Here is a 16,202-nt window from a genome sequence, read left to right as displayed (position 1 = left end):
TGATGATGATCAAGATTGACCTTTCCGATTCACCCTTTTTTGATGAGATGTTAATGGCTGACGGGACGCACCGCAGTCATTATCAGGCCTACTGGCAATGGTTGCAGCAAGCCGATCAACAGGCGGTTCAGCGCAAAAAAGAGGAAGCGGCGCTGTTATTCCACCGGGTGGGGATTACCTTTAATGTTTACGGCGAAGATGATGGCGCGGAGCGGCTGATCCCGTTCGACAGCGTTCCGCGGATCATCCCGGCCAGCGAATGGCAAATGCTCGATCGCGGTATTCGTCAGCGCGTTCAGGCACTGAATGCTTTTCTGCACGATATCTACCACGATCAAAAAATACTGAAAGCGGGGATCGTCCCGGCCGAACAGGTTCTGGCAAACGAACAATATCAGCCCTGTATGCAGGGCATCGATCTTCACCGCGATACGTACGCGCACATCGCCGGAACCGATATGGTGCGGGGCGGCGACGGCGAATATTACGTGCTTGAAGATAACCTGCGAACGCCGTCCGGCGTTTCATACATGATGGAAAACCGCAAAATGATGATGCGGTTATATCCGGAACTGTTTGCCGAACAACGCATTGCGCCGGTTTCCCGCTACCCTTCCCATCTGCTGCAAACCTTGCGCGAAAGCACCACGGTGAATGACCCGACGGTGGTTGTGCTGACGCCTGGCCGTTTTAACAGCGCGTATTTCGAACACAGTTTTCTCGCGCAGCAAATGGGCGTCGAACTGGTGGAAAGCGCCGATCTCTTCGTCAAAGACGGTGCCGTTCTGATGCGCACCACAGCAGGCCCGTGCAAGATCGACGTGATCTACCGCCGCCTCGACGATGCGTTTTTGGATCCGCTGGCGTTCCGCGCCGATTCGATGCTCGGCGTGCCCGGCCTGCTGTCGGTCTACCGCGCCGGGGGCGTGGTACTGGCGAATGCGATTGGCACCGGCGTCGCCGATGACAAATCTATCTATCCGTATGTGCCGGAGATGATCCGTTACTATCTGGCCGAAGACCCGATACTCAACAACGTGCCGACCTGGCAATGCCGCAAGCAATCTGACCTGTCGTTTGTGCTGGCAAATCTGGAAAGCATGGTGGTGAAAGAAGTCCACGGTGCAGGCGGTTACGGCATGTTGATCGGCCCTACCGCCAGCAAAGCTGAAATCGAACGCTTCCGTCAGTTACTGAAAACGCGACCTGAAAACTACATCGCGCAGGAAACACTGGCGCTCTCAACCTGCCCGACGTTTGTGGAAAACGGTCTGGCTCCGCGCCATATCGATTTACGGCCCTTTGCGCTGACCGGCGCTGAAATTCGTCTGGTGCCGGGCGGCTTAACCCGCGTCGCGCTGGAGGAAGGTTCGCTGGTGGTGAACTCATCTCAGGGCGGTGGCACCAAAGATACCTGGGTGCTGGAAGAAGAGTCGGAAGATCCGACGGAGGGTGACGCATGCTAAGCAGAACAGCCAGCGAACTGTACTGGATGGCGCGTTATCTGGAACGCGCCGAGAATATCGCACGCCTGCTGGACGTGACCAACAAACTGTCATTGATGTCGATTCGTGATGTTCACGCCCGCGATGAGAATAACGATTTGCTGGTTCCGCTCACCATGACCGGCACCCGCACCTTATTCAATGAACACTATCCGCAGGAAACGATGGGCAATCTGCTCAACTTCTTCGCGCTGGACAGTTTCAACCACAGCAGCATTTTCAGCTGTCTGCAAATGGCCTGGAACAATGCCCATGCGGTGCGTGGCAGCTTGTCTTCCGAAGTGTGGGAAAGTATTAATGCCACCTGGATTGAGATGAAACTCATCCGCCGTCAGGGCGTCGGCTCTGCGGGCGCGGATTCCTTCTTTGACTGGGTTAAGGAGCGCTCACATCTGTTCCGTGGTGCGATGTTCGGCACATTGCTGCGCAGCGACGCACAGAATTTCATTCGCCTTGGCACGATGCTCGAACGCGCTGACAGCACCGCCAGGTTACTGGATGCCAAGAATCAATTGCTCAATGCCGACGAAGATCCGGTGCGCGAGTACTACCGGATGGACACGCTATTACGCGCCGTCAGTGCCCGCGAAGCGTTTCACACGCTCTACAAGCAGCAGCTTAGCCAGAAACGTATTGCCGAACTACTGATACTGCGTCGCGAACTGCCGCGATCCCTGCTGTCCTGCGTAGAAATCATGGCCGAGCAGCTCGAGGAAATCGGCGGGTCAGCGGGCAATTTACCGCGTCGCCGCGTTCATACCCTGCATGCTCAGCTCCGCTTCACCGAAATGGACGAGATAGTCGAAATGGGCCTCAGCCCGTGGTTAATGCAGTTTCTTGATCAGACCAACGCCATCGCTGAGAGCATTCATCAAACCTATCTGGAGGCACAATAATGAAACTGAATGTCAGTCATCAAACGCATTACACCTACGCGCAACAGGTCAAACACAGCACGCAATATCTGCGCCTGACCCCGCAGGACTCCAGCCATCAGAAAATCCTCTCATGGGATCTGACGCTGCCTGAATACGCCACCCGCACGCTGGACGCTTACGGCAACGTGTTACACGTACTGACACTGGACCAGCCGCATCAGGCGATCATCATCGAGGCCAACGGCGTGGTGGAGATTGAAGACAACACAGAAGACGACAATTGCGGACATCTGTCGCCGCTGGTGTTTTTGCGCACCAGCCCGCTGACCCAGGCCGACGGCGCAATCCGTGATTTCGCCAACCGTTATTACCGGCCGCAGGCGCAGCACGAAAGCCTGTGCAGCCTGATGGGCGAATTACTGCTGAAAATGCCTTACAGCCCCGGCACAACGACGGTGAAAGACAGCGCGTCGCAGGCGTTTTCTGCGCAACAGGGCGTCTGTCAGGATCATACCCACGTTTTCCTCGCCTGCTGCCGCAGTCTGGGGATCCCGGCACGTTACGTCAGCGGGTATCTGTACTCAGAAGATTCGACGCACGTTGCCATGCACGCCTGGGCGGAAGCGTGGCTGGATGACCGCTGGCAGAGCTTTGATGTCACCAACAATACCTGCAAACCAAATCAGCATTTGAAACTGGCTATCGGCATAGATTATCTTGATGCGTGCCCGGTCCGCGGTATCCGGTTAGGTGGAGGATGCGAAGACATGCGCACTGTCGCGGCCGTTGCCATGCTTGACGTTCCGCAATAATCCTAGCCATTTGAATGGGAAGATTTTTCTATGACTTACTGTGTGGCCATGCGCTTGTCCTCTGGCCTGGTGTTTGTTTCAGACTCACGCACCAACGCCGGAGTGGACCATATTTCCACCTTCCGCAAACTGCACGTTTTTCATCAAAGCGATGAACGCGTGCTGGTGATCCAGAGCGCCGGTAATCTGGCGACCACACAGAGCATTATCAGCCTGCTGCACCGGCGTTGCCTGGACGATGAGCGGGAAAACCTGCTCAACGTTAAATCCATGTATGAAGCCGCGAGCCTGCTGGGCGAAACGGTTCGCGAAGTCATCGCCCGCGACAGCGGCGCGAATCAGGGTGGGAACACGGATTTCAGCTGCAACTTGCTGCTCGGCGGTCAGATAAAAGGCGAAGCACTGCGGTTGTTCCATGTTTATCCGCAGGGAAATTTTATCGAGGCTACGCACGATACGCCGTATTTCCAGATTGGCGAAAGCAAGTACGGGAAACCAATTATCGATCGCGTGCTGAACTTCGAAACTCCGCTGGATCAGGCGATGCAATGCGCGCTGATCTCAATGGATTCCACGCTGCGCAGTAATCTTTCCGTCGGTCTTCCGCTGGATGTGATGACCTACCCGACAGACAGTTACAGCACCGCGCAACAGCACCGGATCACCGAAAGCCATCCGTATTTCGACATGATCCGCAAAGGCTGGGGCGAAGGCCTGCTGAGCATTTTTGCGCAGTTGCCACCGCTGAAATTAGATGAGTAAATACTTTTCAGGCGGAGTGAATCTTCACTCCGCTGCCTGATTCTCTTCCATCTTCTTCACGATCTTTTTCTCAACCTCAAACGGATCGATACCGCGTAGCTGTAACCGGCGGAAGCGGATAATGTTAAAACCGTTCATGATGAGAAAGCTGCCTTCGATAAGCGATCCGCCAATCGAGCCAAGCCAGATGTTGTGGAAAACCCAGCAGCAGGTCGAGCACCACATGATGCAGCGCGTGGTCAGCCCGCTGGTGCGGAACAGTGCCCAGGTGCTGACGACCGTTGCGCCAACCGGCAATAATTCCACCCAGTGATGCGCGCGGCTCAGGCCAAGAACCAGCGTCAGGACGATGAAAATCACCATGATCCAGTGGTTGCGCGTGCGCAGGGAAATCAGAGTTCGCAGGGAGTTCAGCAAAGCGCTCATGCCCGCCGGTGCAGCGCCCATCATCAGGAAATGCACGCCGATAATGGCGCTGTAGGCGGAAAGTTGCTGTTTGAAGCGGCGGTCGCTGCGGTTGAAAAACATCGTGATACCGACCATGAAGGCCAGAACACCGACTGACTGGGCAAACCAGTAATACGTCATTTTCCGGAGATCTCATTCGTAGGATGCGTAGAAAAAGCAAACGGCGCTTCATATTTGAAACGCCGTTTCATTCTAACGAGTATCCGCAAGCGTTACAATGTGACACCGCTTTTAAAGATCGCCAGTTCGCGGAAATCGTTGATTTCGTTTTTGGCTTTACGGCCATCTGCGATCGCAACGATCAGATCCACAAACTCACCCAGCAGTTGATCCATGCTGACATCGTGGATCAGGCGTCCTGCATCGAAGTCGATCCAGTGTGGTTTTTTCGTCGCCAGTTCGCTGTTCGTCGCCAGTTTTACCGTCGGCACAAAACCGCCGTAAGGCGTGCCGCGACCGGTACTGAACAACACCATATGGCAACCGGCACCGGCCAGCGCGCTGGTCGCCACGGCGTCGTTACCCGGCGCACTCAGCAGATTCAGGCCCGGCGTTGTCAGACGTTCGCCGTATTTCAGGACGTCCATCACCGGGCTTTGCCCAGCTTTCTGCGTACAGCCGAGCGATTTTTCTTCCAGCGTCGTGATACCGCCCGCTTTGTTACCCGGAGACGGGTTCTCGTAAATCGGCTGATTATGCTCGATGAAATACTGTTTGAAATCGTTAACCATGTGAACGGTCTTTTCAAACGTCGATTCATCACGGCAACGGCTCATCAGAATACGTTCCGCACCAAACATTTCCGGCACTTCGGTCAGCACGGAAGTCCCGCCGTTGGCGATCACGTAGTCGGAGAAACGCCCGAGCAGCGGGTTCGCGGTAATACCAGACAAGCCGTCAGAACCGCCGCATTCCAGACCAAATTTCAGCTCACTGAGTTTGCCGGTTTCACGTTTGTCGTCACGCATGACGGCGTACAGTTCGCGCAGACGTTCCAGACCCGCTTCCACTTCGTCGTCGAATTTTTGCAGCGTCATAAAACGCACGCGATCTTCGTCCACTTCCCCCAGCGTTTCACGAAACACGTCCACCTGGTTGTTTTCACAACCCAGACCGATCACCAGCACAGCGCCCGCGTTCGGATGGCGCACCATATTTTGCAGCATGGTGCGGGTGTTCACATGGTCATCGCCAAGCTGCGAACAGCCAAAGGGATGGGTGAACAGGAAAACGCCGTCGGTGCCTTCTGCGTCATTGGTTTCTTTCAGGAAACGTGACTGGATCTGGCGGGCAATCCCGTTGACGCATCCCACCGTTGGGATCAGCCAAATCTCGTTACGGATCCCGACCTGACCGTTTTTACGACGGTAGATCTGCACTTCGCGATCGGCCATTTGATCCGGCAACGTCGCAAACTCCGGCTGATACTGGTACTGATCCAGATCGCTGAGATTGGTTTTGCCGTTCTGTGAGTGAATATGCACACCCGGCTCAATCGCCGTCAGCGCATGACCAATCGGCAACCCGTATTTGACAATGTTTTCACCGGCCGCAATCGGACGCAGGGCAAACTTATGACCACGGACGACAGGCTGAGCCAGAACCACGGTATAGCCGCCCGCGTCGACCTGCTCGCCAGCATCAATATCGCGAAGGGCAACGGCGACGTTATCGGCAGTATGAATTTGAATGATACTTTGCATAGTTGCTCTCTTAGCTGTAAGCCGCCAGCGCATCGCGCATGCCACGGTCTTCAATCGCCTGCAGTTGTTCGGTGATTTTTGCCGTCAGGCCGGGAACGGTGTTCAGGTCACGTCCCCAGTGTTCTTCATCGGCCAGTACGGTTTCCACCAGCCCGACCAGCGGCAGGTTGCCACTGCGCACGCTTGCCCACAGTTCGGAGAAACGGCTCAGCCAGTGTGCGTCGTCCTGCAACGGATAAGTTTCGCCGTTACGTTCGCCCTGGTAAAACGCCAGCAAGGCGGCCAGTGCGAAAGTCAGGCGCGGAGGCAAAATGCCATTCTTTTCCTGACTCGCCAGCAGCTGCGGCAGAATGCGGGTGCGGTATTTGGTCATGCCGTTCAGCGCGATAGACAACAGCTGATGCTGAATGAACGGGTTGCGGAAACGGCTGAGAACCGCCTGAGCAAATGACGTCAGCTCGTCCTGCGGCAGATCCAGAACCGGCGAAATCTCTTCGGCAATCGCCAGCTCTACAAAGCGGCTGATTTGCGCGTCATTCATCGATTCCCCGACGGTGTTCAGGCCGGAGAGAAACGCCACCGGCACCAGCGCCGTGTGCGCACCGTTAAGGATCGCCACTTTGCGTTCTTTGTACGGTTTGATGTCGTCAACCAGACGGATGTTCAGCGGCAGTTTGTCCAGACGCAGTTCCTGTGCCAGGGTTTTTGGCCCCTGGATCACAAACAGGTAAAAGTGTTCGGCGCTGTCAAAGAAGCTGTCCTGATAACCGAGTTCTTCCTGCAGGCTGTCGATTTCGCTGCGCGGATAACCCGTCACAATGCGGTCAACCAGCGTTGAACAGAAGGTGTTGCTGTTTTGCAGCCACTGGGTGAACGCCGCCGGTAATGCCCATTGCTGTGCATAACGCAGCACCAGTTCCTGCAAGGCTTCGCCGTTGTAGTCAATCAGCTCGCACGGCAGTAAAACCCAGCCTTTATCGGCGGCACCGGAGAAGTGTGTGAAGCGCTCGAACAGCAGTCGGGTCAGTTTGGCCGGGAAGCTGGCAGGAGGCGCGTCGTTCAGGCTGTCGCTTTCGACATAGCTGATACCCGCTTCGGTGGTATTAGAAAACACAAAGCGGATATTCGGATCGCGGGCCAGCGCCAGATATTCGTCAAACTGATGATAAATATTGATTTCACGGTTTACGGAACGAATGATGCGCGTGTCGCGCACGGTTTCACCCTGCTCATTCAGGCCGCTGATGATCGTGGTGTACAGGCCGTCCTGCGTACTCAGTGAAGGGGGGAAATCGGTGTCAATCGGGCGAACGATCACGATACCGGCGTCCAGATCGGTATGTTCATTCAGCAAGTCAATTTGCCAGTCGACAAACGCCCGCAAAAAGTTGCCTTCACCGAACTGGATAATTTTGTCCGGATGTTGACGGCCTGGGAAGTCACGGCGATTTAACCTTTGCATCTCACATTCACCTTAATTGGGTCAGACGCCGGTCTTTGAGGACATCAGTGTGTCCCGTGGCCGTCGTTCTTATTGGGATAATAGTTTGTTATTTCTGTGTTTTATCAGGAGCGCAGGAACCTGCGCTCCGTCGTGCTTTTAATTCAGTTCAATCTGGAAATACTGTTTGGCGTTATCGAAGCAGATATTTCTCACCATGCTGCCCAGCAGTTCGATATCTGCCGGTGCTTCGCCCGCTTCCACCCAGTGGCCGATCATCTGGCACAGGATGCGACGGAAATATTCGTGGCGTGTATAAGACAGGAAACTGCGGCTGTCAGTCAGCATCCCCACGAAACGGCTCAGCAAGCCCAGATTGGCGAGCTGCGTCATCTGACGTTGCATGCCATCTTTCTGGTCGTTGAACCACCAGCCGGAGCCGAACTGCATTTTGCCCGGCATCCCTTCGCCCTGGAAGTTACCGACCATGGTGCCGATCACTTCGTTATCACGCGGGTTCAGGCAGTACAGAATGGTTTTAGGCAGGCCACCGGCCAGACCTTGCGCACCCAGCAGTTTGGACAGCGGTTCTGCCAGCGGCTGGTCATTGATGGAGTCGAAACCGACATCCGCGCCAATCAGCTGGAACATGCGGGTGTTGTTATTGCGCAGCGCGCCAATGTGGTACTGCTGCACCCATTCGCGACGCTGATATTCAGAAGCCAGGTACAGCAATACGCCGGTTTTGAACTGGGCGATTTCTTCTGTGGTTGGCGTTTCACCGCTCAGGCGGCGGGCCAGAATGCCGTCCAGCGTGGCGTCATCCGCTTCGCCATACACCACAACGTCCAGCGCGTGGTCGGAAACTTTGCAGCCGTGCGCCGCGAAGTGATCCATACGTTTTTTCAGCGCATCACGCAGATCGCTGAAACGGGTGATGGAAACGTCAGCCGCAGCCTCCAGTTTCTTCACGTAATCCGCAAACGTGGCCGCTTCAATGTTGAAGGCTTTATCCGGGCGCCAGCTTGGCAGTACTTTGATATCAAAACTGCTGTCTTGCGCGACAGCTTTATGGTGTTCCAGAGAATCGATCGGGTCATCGGTTGTGCCGACCATTTTCACGTTCATCTGTTTCATGATGCCGCGGGCAGAGAAGTTGTCCTGCGCCAGCAATTCATTACCGCGTTCCCAGATTTCCCCCGCAGTCGTCGGGGAAAGCAATTTGCCGGTAATGCCAAACGGACGACGCAGCTCAAGGTGCGTCCAGTGGTAAAGCGGGTTACCGATGGTGTGAGGAACCGTAGCGGCCCACGCGTCAAATTTCTCGCGGTCGGTGGCGTCGCCAGTGCACATACGTTCAGGCACACCGTTGGTGCGCATCGCACGCCATTTGTAGTGATCGCCTTTCAGCCAAATGTCATACAAGTTTTTGAATTTGTAGTTCTGAGCAATCAGCTCAGGCGGCAAATGGCAGTGGTAGTCGAAAATTGGCTCATCTTTCGCGTAGTCGTGATACAGGCGACGTGCGAATTCAGTGTCGAGAAGGAAGTCTTCTGTTAAAAACTGCGCCATCTTAGGTTCCTCATCATGAAATCTGTAGAGTTGTCTCTCAATGGTGCGAAGTTATCACACCAATTCAGGTTGTCGTCCAGCTCTTTTTAGGGGTATGTGCCGGTAAAAGCAGGCAATTCGGTGCCCATTAAACTCACTAACTCTCTGTAAAATAATAACGTTAAAGCCTTACTGCACGGGTGCTTATTATCCTCACAATCACAGTGTCATTTTGTGATGTCACTCAAACTTTAAATCTGTATGACAGGTTATTTCATATCCAATGTGACAAAACCACTTTCACAGCTTCCACCCGATGAGGCCATTTATTAAGCCTCTCCCGCCCTGCGCCTGCCGCCAGCCCATCGGGTTCTTCTGATTAGCAACGCAATAAAGCGCGTAATTTGTGCTTATCACGCCCCTCGTTAACCGTACGGACGAAATGTGATCAACCCGCAAAGTTGTTACACCAATTACGTTTCAGTGATCCGGCTCGTGATGTTAATCCTTCGCTAAAAAGTGTGAACAGGATCAACTAAAAAGCACTTTAATGAGTAAAATCAAGTAAATAAGTGTGTAGTTAAAAAATTAAGTAACCACACAATTTAAATGTGGTTTTGTGATGTCATTCAAATTTTAAATCTGTATGACAAGTTATCTTTGCATCGCCCGGACAAGAGCGTCAGAGATTACCTGCCACGTCCTTTCGCTGTTGCCCGGGCAAAACACTTCCCAGGCGCAATCAGCCCATGGCGAAGCAGTAATTCTGGTGTTCAGGAAGTTCATCGGACTCTTACGCACAGATAACAATAAACCAGTGCGTAAGCCATCGGGCAGCTCCCAGTGAAATCATCTGGCGGCGACGTTCCCGGAAAACACTTTTAAGGAAAGCCAGAAGCCCGCGCTTATTCAGGTGGTGCGAGATACGCCATGACAGCGTGCGTTGTCATCGCCGGATTATTTACTGGGAGAGAGTTAAATGGGTAAGATTAAAGGGTTACGCTGGTACATGATCGCACTGGTGACATGCGGCACTGTATTAGGCTATTTAACACGTAACGCTATTGCTGCCGCAGCACCTACGCTGATGAGCCAGCTGAACATCACCACACAGCAATATTCTTATATTATCGCCGCCTATTCCGCCTGCTATACCCTGATGCAGCCGGTTGCCGGTTATGTTCTTGACGTCATGGGCACGAAAGTCGGTTACGCCATGTTTGCCGTGATGTGGGCCATCTTCTGTATGGCAACCGCGCTGGCAAGCAGCTGGGGTGGTCTGGCTATCGCACGTGGCGCGGTCGGTATGGCTGAAGCCGCAATGATCCCTGCCGGCCTGAAAGCCAGCAGCGAATGGTTCCCGGCCAAAGAACGTTCTATCGCCGTGGGCTACTTTAACGTCGGTTCTTCTATCGGCGGGATGATTGCGCCACCGCTGGTTGTCTGGTGCATTGTGATGCACAGCTGGCAGCTGGCCTTCATCATTACCGGTGCGCTGAGCCTGATCTGGGCAGTGAGCTGGCTGGTGTTCTACAAGCATCCTAAAGACCAAAAGAAACTCAGCAACGAAGAACGTGATTACATTCTGGAAGGTCAGGAAGCACAGCATCAGACGAACAACGGCAAGAAAATGTCTGCCTGGGAAATCCTGCGTAACCGTCAGTTCTGGGGCATCGCGCTGCCACGTTTCCTGGCTGAACCCGCCTGGGGCACATTCAACGCCTGGATCCCGCTGTTCATGTTCAAGGTGTACGGATTTAACCTGAAAGAAATCGCGATGTTTGCGTGGATGCCGATGCTGTTCGCTGACCTCGGTTGTATCCTGGGTGGCTACCTGCCTCCGCTGTTCCAGAAGTACTTCAAAGTTAATCTGATTGTATCGCGCAAAATGGTCGTAACCATGGGTGCAGTCCTGATGATCGGCCCTGGCATGATTGGCCTGTTCACCAGCCCTTATGCCGCTATCGCATTACTGTGCGTCGGTGGTTTTGCTCACCAGTCATTGTCCGGTGCCCTGATTACGCTGTCTTCTGACGTGTTTGGTCGTAACGAAGTGGCGACCGCCAACGGTCTGACAGGTATGGCCGCGTGGATGGCAAGTACCATGTTTGCGCTGGTGGTCGGTGCGCTGGCCGATACCCTCGGTTTCAGCCCGCTGTTTGCCGCTCTGGCAGTCTTCGACCTGCTTGGCGCTATCATTATCTGGACGGTGCTGCAGAACCGTTCCGCAATAGAACCTGTTCCGGCTCCGCTGAAAACGGCGAAAGCCTGATCCGCCAGTCACAAACCCGGTAAAATTGTTTGCCGGGTTTGTCCCTTTCTGACATTTCTCTCGTGTCTTTGTGGCCGATGCACGGTGCATCAACCCTTCGTAAATCGTATACTGGCAGTGGTATAATAGGTTTGCAGGTCTGTCCGACACTCGCATCTTGCAGGTTTCTCCACTTTTAAAGAGCACTCATATGGAATCCACAGACACCAGACGCCTTTACCAACAACTGGCTGCCACGCTCAAGGAACGAATCGAAACGGGTGTATACCCGGTTGGCGAAAAGTTACCGGCTGAACGCCTCATTTCTGATGAGATGGATGTCAGCCGCACCGTGGTGCGTGAAGCGATTATCATGCTGGAAGTTGAAGGTTATGTGGAAGTCCGTAAAGGCTCGGGCATTCATGTGATGTCAAATCAGCAGCGCCATCTGGTGGTGCCGGATAATGGCATCGAGTTTGGCACCGCCGGTCCCTTCGAGCTGCTTCAGGCGCGTCAGCTAATTGAGAGCAATATCGCTGAGTTCGCCGCCACGCAGGTGACGAAGCAGGACATCATGCGCCTGATGGAAATTCAGGAGCACGCCCGTCAGGAAGATCGTTTCCGCGATTCAGAATGGGATTTGAAATTCCATGTGCAGGTGGCGCAGGCCACGCAGAATAGTGCGCTGTCGACCATCGTTGAAAAAATGTGGAGCCAGCGTTTGCACAACCCTTACTGGCGCAAACTGCATGAGCACATTGATGAGAAGTCGATTGAAAGCTGGTGTGAAGATCACGACCTGATTCTTAAGGCGCTGATCCGCCGTGATCCGCATGCGTCGAAACTCGCCATGTGGCAGCATCTGGAAAACACCAAACAAATGCTTTTCCGCGCCACCACCGATGATTTCGAATTTAACGTAGACCGTTATCTCTATTCAGAAAACCCGGTAGTGCATCTCGATCAACCGCTGCTCAATACTAAATAAATTCCCCTTAAGGCCGGTAATTTCCCCCAACCGGCCTTTTCTGCATCTCTGCGTCATGTCGATATGTCCTGTCAGACACTGTCGAGTAGTGTCAGCCAATGTAAAACCCCTTTCCATAACGTGCTCCGGACTTAAATGATCAGTCTCAACGCGCTATATTTACCTGTCTGAGCTATTGTTATTTTGTTACAGTTAGACCACTTTTTTTACCCGTTTACGTTGCATGAAACAGCGCAATATCCGCCGTAAACCCCCGATGAATTCAAAAACCAAATAGCCCGCCAGGGAAATGGCGACCTTATCAGCTTACAGGCCGCGTCGAGACCTATTCTCCGCTGATGTGAAAGCTGACCCACTGAAAATGATGGAGTTTTACACGACAGATGGAAATTATCAGCTCGCTTATCGATGCCCTCTGGCAACAAGATTATGTCACCCTGGCCAACCCGTCTCTGGTCTGGGCGTTATACCTGATTTTATTCATGATTATCTTTCTGGAAAACGGTTTACTGCCTGCGGCCTTTTTACCCGGTGACAGCCTGCTAATCCTCGTCGGTGTTCTGATTGCCAAAGGTGCTATGAATTTCCCGCTGACGCTTTTCCTGCTGACGACCGCGGCCAGCCTCGGCTGCTGGCTGAGTTATGCGCAAGGGAAATGGCTGGGAAATACCCGAATAGTACAAAGCTGGCTGGCCCATCTGCCGGTGCAATATCATGAACGCGCGCACGCCCTATTTCATAAGCACGGGCTTTCTGCGCTGTTAGTTGGCCGTTTTCTGGCCTTTGTCCGCACCCTGCTGCCCACAATTGCCGGTTTATCGGGCCTGAGCAACAGCCGTTTTCAGTTCTTTAACTGGGTAAGCGGGCTGCTCTGGATCCTGATCCTAACCTCGTTGGGGTATTTCCTGGGCAAAACACCGCTGTTCCTGAAGTACGAAGATCTGGTGATGAACTGCCTGATGTTGCTGCCAGTACTTTTACTGGTCGGCGGGCTGGTCGGCTCCATCGTCGTTCTGTGGCGTAAAAAGCACGCTGACCGCCAGAACAAAGGCAAAAACGCATAATGAACCGCCTGTTGAGAAAGCATTCATTTATCTGGCCAGCGTTATTTATTCTGCTGGCCGCAGCGGCCATGATCGGGCTGGCGATATCTCGCCTTCCTGCACCGGCCAATACGTTGCAAATCCGCCCTATCCGTTCTGGCGAGGCATTACCTGATGGTTTTTATGTCTACCAGAGCCTGGCCGAACGCGGCATTCACATCAAAAGCATCACGCCGCTGGAAGATGGTTTAGTCGTTCAGCTCGATTCCGCCGCCCAGCGAAAGATGGCAGAAGCCGCATTGCAAACCATTTTACCTGCCGGCTTTGAGATCCAATATTGCGAACCACCCCACACCAAAGCCTGGCTAACTAAACTGGATCGTGACCGTCTAAAGTTTGGATAACGTAGTGAGGATTTGTCCCATATCACTACCCATTTGTCGGTGATATGCTTTCAAGGCTAGTTATTCAAAAAATCTATACTCACGGAAATAAGTGCCACAATCACTTAACCATTAAAAGGAAGCCCGACGATGAAAATCACTTTATCTGCACTCGTTTTAGCCCCTGCATTGTTATTCACTACCGCCAGCTTTGCGGCTCCTCAGCCAGAAAGCTGCGTGACGAAACAGCACGAAATTCAGAAACAGATCGACGAAGCCCGTCTGCACAAAAACGAGAACCGCGTTGACGGTTTGGAAAAAGCATTGCGTGAAAATAAAGCGCACTGTACCGATGCAGGGCTTAAAGCCGAAAACCAGAAACGTGTCGAAGAAAAACGTGAAAAAGTCCGCGAACGTGAGCAGGAATTGAAAGAAGCTCAGGCGAAGGGCAATCATGAAAAAATCGCCAAAAAACAGCAAAAACTGGAAGAAGCTCAGTCTGAACTTAAACAGGCTCAGGGTCTGTAATCCGCTTTCGTAAAGCGTCCGGCGGACGCTTTACTGCGCGATCTTGCTTTTTAAAACAGACAATTCGCATTTGCGATCACCTGAATATCCGCTATGTTAAGAGTTCGAATCAGTTAACGTATGGAGTGACTTACACATGGCTAGTAATACATCAGAACAACTGCGCGCTGAATTAAAGTCATTGGCAGATACGCTGGAAGAAGTGCTTCAGACCTCTACCGATAAGCCTAAAGCTGAACTCGATAAGTTACGCGGCAAAGCAGAATCTCTGCTGAAAGACACCCGCGAACGTCTGAGCGATACGGGCGACAAAATTGCCACTCAGACCAAAGAAATCGCCGGCAAAGCCGATGATTACGTACATGACAAACCGTGGACTGGCGTCGGTATTGGTGCCGCTGTCGGTGTTGTGATTGGCGTTCTGTTAGCCCGTCGCTAATTATGGCTGAACCGATAAAATCAGCACCGCAAGGGCCGGGAAAAGGGCTTTTTGACATCGTTTCGCGCATCGCCACCGTCGTTGTGGGGATGGTTGAAACGCGTGTCAGGCTGGTTGTTGTTGAGCTGGAAGAGGAAAAGGCCAATATTTTCCAATTGCTGCTCATGGCTGGTATTACCCTGATTTTCACCGCCTTTGGTCTTATGAGTTTGCTGGTTCTCCTTTTCTGGGCGATTGACCCGGCGTATCGCCTGATTGCAATCGGTACGGCGACCGGCGTTCTCCTGTTCCTTGCTGTGGTTTTAGGCGCGATGACGCTGGCAAAAGCCAAACGTTCAACGCTTTTGAGCCTTACCCGCAAGCAACTGGATATCGACCGTGCGTTGTTGGAAAAGGATGACAACCTGTGAGTATCCCAAACCGCGCTATCGAAAAAGTCAGACTTCTGCGCCAGATTGAGCGCCAGCGCGCCGAGCTGTCTGAGGCGGGTTCTGACTGGCTGGATGCTACAGCGAAAATTGATCGCGGCTGGGTGAAAATCGTGGATATGCGTAAGTATCTGGTCGTGGGTTCCAGCCTGGTTGCCGTTTACGGCATCCGCCACCCGAGCAGCATTGTTCGCTGGTCGCGGCGGGCGTTTGGCATCTGGGGCACGGTACGGCTGTTGCGCAAGACGTTTGCCAGCAAATAAGCTTAGCGACATTCACATCAAAGGGTCGGGTGATCATTCATCCGACCCTTTTCTTTTTGAATAACAATCCTTCTGCCGTTCAATTTATTTGAATCATTCCAACAGTTTTACTTGCTAACAAAGCGTAATCATTCGACTTATTATCTCACCATCAACTGATGCGGTAACGGCGAGAAACATTTTCTGACCGGACCGGTAACACTTTAAGCTCAATTTGAGCACACTACGTTTTGGAGAAGAAAATGACTAAGTTACAAGACACCGCTTTACTGGTAGCCCGTATCCTGATGCCCATTCTGTTCATCGTTGCCGGTTGGGGAAAAATTAACGGTTACACCGCTACCGCGGGTTACATGACATCTATGGGTGTTCCAAGCTTCTTCCTGCCACTGACTATTTTGTTGGAATTTGGCGGCGGTCTGGCAATCCTGTTCGGCTTCTTCACCCGTACTACTGCGCTGATCACAGCCATCTTCACCATCCTGACGGCGCTGATCTTCCACACTGATTTTGCACAGGGCGTGAACCAGATGATGTTCATGAAAAACCTGTCCATCGCGGGCGGTTTCTTCGTCCTGTTCGCTTCTGGTCCGGGCGCATTCAGCATCGACCGTCTGATCAAGAAAAACTGGTAATCACTGCTCCGGCACCAGGGCGCTGTAACCAGGCTATAATTCAATAAGACAATAAAAGCACCTGCAGGGCGATGTGATTAATCACCTCGCCCTTTTCAATTCTGAAAGAGCACTGACAGTAAGG

The 16,202-nt window shown here is 53.0% G+C and carries 17 protein-coding genes; 13 read left to right on the top strand and 4 right to left on the bottom strand.

From position 1 onward, the window contains the following. The first annotated feature begins 5 nt into the window (after nt 1–5). Genes BV494_RS19370 through BV494_RS19355 form a run of 4 tightly spaced genes read left to right on the top strand, consistent with a single transcriptional unit; the run spans nt 6 to nt 3,957 of the window. Nucleotides 6–1,466: a circularly permuted type 2 ATP-grasp protein gene (locus BV494_RS19370; protein WP_104924303.1), complete on the top strand. Its 1,461-nt coding sequence runs from the start codon at nt 6–8 to the stop codon at nt 1,464–1,466. Continuing rightward, on the top strand, nt 1,460–2,401 hold the full coding sequence (locus tag BV494_RS19365) for an alpha-E domain-containing protein (RefSeq protein WP_104924302.1): 942 nt from the start codon (nt 1,460–1,462) through the stop codon (nt 2,399–2,401). The genes BV494_RS19370 and BV494_RS19365 overlap by 7 nt, the downstream gene beginning before the upstream one ends. Continuing rightward, nucleotides 2,401–3,195 (top strand): transglutaminase family protein, encoded by a 795-nt coding sequence (locus tag BV494_RS19360; protein WP_104924301.1) that lies wholly within the window; start codon nt 2,401–2,403, stop codon nt 3,193–3,195. Before BV494_RS19365 ends, BV494_RS19360 begins: the two co-directional genes overlap by 1 nt. 30 nt (nt 3,196–3,225) lie before the next feature. After that, nucleotides 3,226–3,957: a proteasome-type protease gene (locus BV494_RS19355; protein WP_104924300.1), complete on the top strand. Its 732-nt coding sequence runs from the start codon at nt 3,226–3,228 to the stop codon at nt 3,955–3,957. Nucleotides 3,958–3,981: 24 nt separating this feature from the next. Here BV494_RS19355 and BV494_RS19350 read toward each other — a convergent pair whose 3' ends face one another. The 4 genes from BV494_RS19350 to uxaC all read right to left on the bottom strand — a co-directional run bounded on the left by BV494_RS19350 (nt 3,982) and on the right by uxaC (nt 9,141). Beyond that, nucleotides 3,982–4,545: a YgjV family protein gene (locus BV494_RS19350; protein ID WP_104924299.1), complete on the bottom strand. Its 564-nt coding sequence runs from the start codon at nt 4,543–4,545 to the stop codon at nt 3,982–3,984. A 92-nt stretch (nt 4,546–4,637) separates the two neighbouring features. Further along, on the bottom strand, nt 4,638–6,128 hold the full coding sequence (locus BV494_RS19345) for a UxaA family hydrolase (RefSeq protein WP_104924298.1): 1,491 nt from the start codon (nt 6,126–6,128) through the stop codon (nt 4,638–4,640). Between the two features lie 10 nt (nt 6,129–6,138). Then, nucleotides 6,139–7,590, bottom strand: a complete 1,452-nt coding sequence (locus BV494_RS19340) for a tagaturonate reductase (protein WP_104924297.1) — start codon at nt 7,588–7,590, stop codon at nt 6,139–6,141. A gap of 138 nt (nt 7,591–7,728) precedes the next feature. Beyond that, nucleotides 7,729–9,141: a glucuronate isomerase gene (gene uxaC / locus BV494_RS19335; RefSeq protein WP_104924296.1), complete on the bottom strand. Its 1,413-nt coding sequence runs from the start codon at nt 9,139–9,141 to the stop codon at nt 7,729–7,731. Between the two features lie 958 nt (nt 9,142–10,099). Here uxaC and BV494_RS19330 point away from each other — a divergent pair. From BV494_RS19330 to BV494_RS19290, 9 genes are all read left to right on the top strand, one after another. Further along, nucleotides 10,100–11,392, top strand: a complete 1,293-nt coding sequence (locus BV494_RS19330) for an MFS transporter (RefSeq protein WP_104924295.1) — start codon at nt 10,100–10,102, stop codon at nt 11,390–11,392. 190 nt (nt 11,393–11,582) lie between these two features. Then, complete coding sequence (gene exuR, locus BV494_RS19325) at nt 11,583–12,359, top strand: transcriptional regulator ExuR (RefSeq protein ID WP_104924294.1); 777 nt, start codon at nt 11,583–11,585, stop codon at nt 12,357–12,359. 383 nt (nt 12,360–12,742) lie between these two features. Further along, entirely contained in the window at nt 12,743–13,423 is a 681-nt protein-coding gene (locus BV494_RS19320) for a DedA family protein (protein ID WP_104924293.1), read from the top strand. Next, on the top strand, nt 13,423–13,806 hold the full coding sequence (gene mzrA, locus BV494_RS19315) for an EnvZ/OmpR regulon moderator MzrA (RefSeq protein ID WP_104924292.1): 384 nt from the start codon (nt 13,423–13,425) through the stop codon (nt 13,804–13,806). Before BV494_RS19320 ends, mzrA begins: the two co-directional genes overlap by 1 nt. Nucleotides 13,807–13,935: 129 nt before the next feature. Continuing rightward, on the top strand, nt 13,936–14,313 hold the full coding sequence (locus BV494_RS19310) for a DUF1090 domain-containing protein (protein ID WP_104924291.1): 378 nt from the start codon (nt 13,936–13,938) through the stop codon (nt 14,311–14,313). A gap of 136 nt (nt 14,314–14,449) precedes the next feature. Next, nucleotides 14,450–14,752, top strand: a complete 303-nt coding sequence (locus BV494_RS19305; RefSeq protein ID WP_104924290.1) for an ElaB/YgaM/YqjD family protein — start codon at nt 14,450–14,452, stop codon at nt 14,750–14,752. Nucleotides 14,753–14,754: 2 nt separating this feature from the next. After that, on the top strand, nt 14,755–15,162 hold the full coding sequence (locus BV494_RS19300) for a phage holin family protein (RefSeq protein WP_104924289.1): 408 nt from the start codon (nt 14,755–14,757) through the stop codon (nt 15,160–15,162). After that, a complete protein-coding gene (locus BV494_RS19295; protein WP_104924288.1) occupies nt 15,159–15,443 on the top strand; it encodes a YqjK-like family protein in 285 nt (94 codons plus the stop codon). The genes BV494_RS19300 and BV494_RS19295 overlap by 4 nt, the downstream gene beginning before the upstream one ends. 242 nt (nt 15,444–15,685) lie before the next feature. Beyond that, nucleotides 15,686–16,078, top strand: a complete 393-nt coding sequence (locus BV494_RS19290; RefSeq protein WP_101074992.1) for a DoxX family protein — start codon at nt 15,686–15,688, stop codon at nt 16,076–16,078. Nucleotides 16,079–16,202: the final 124 nt, after the last annotated feature.

The sequence above is a fragment of the Rahnella sikkimica genome (assembly GCF_002951615.1).
Classification (GTDB): Bacteria; Pseudomonadota; Gammaproteobacteria; order Enterobacterales; family Enterobacteriaceae; genus Rahnella; species Rahnella sikkimica.
The sequence above is the reverse complement of the archived record's forward strand: the minus strand, read 5'-3'. Positions and strand labels throughout refer to the sequence as shown.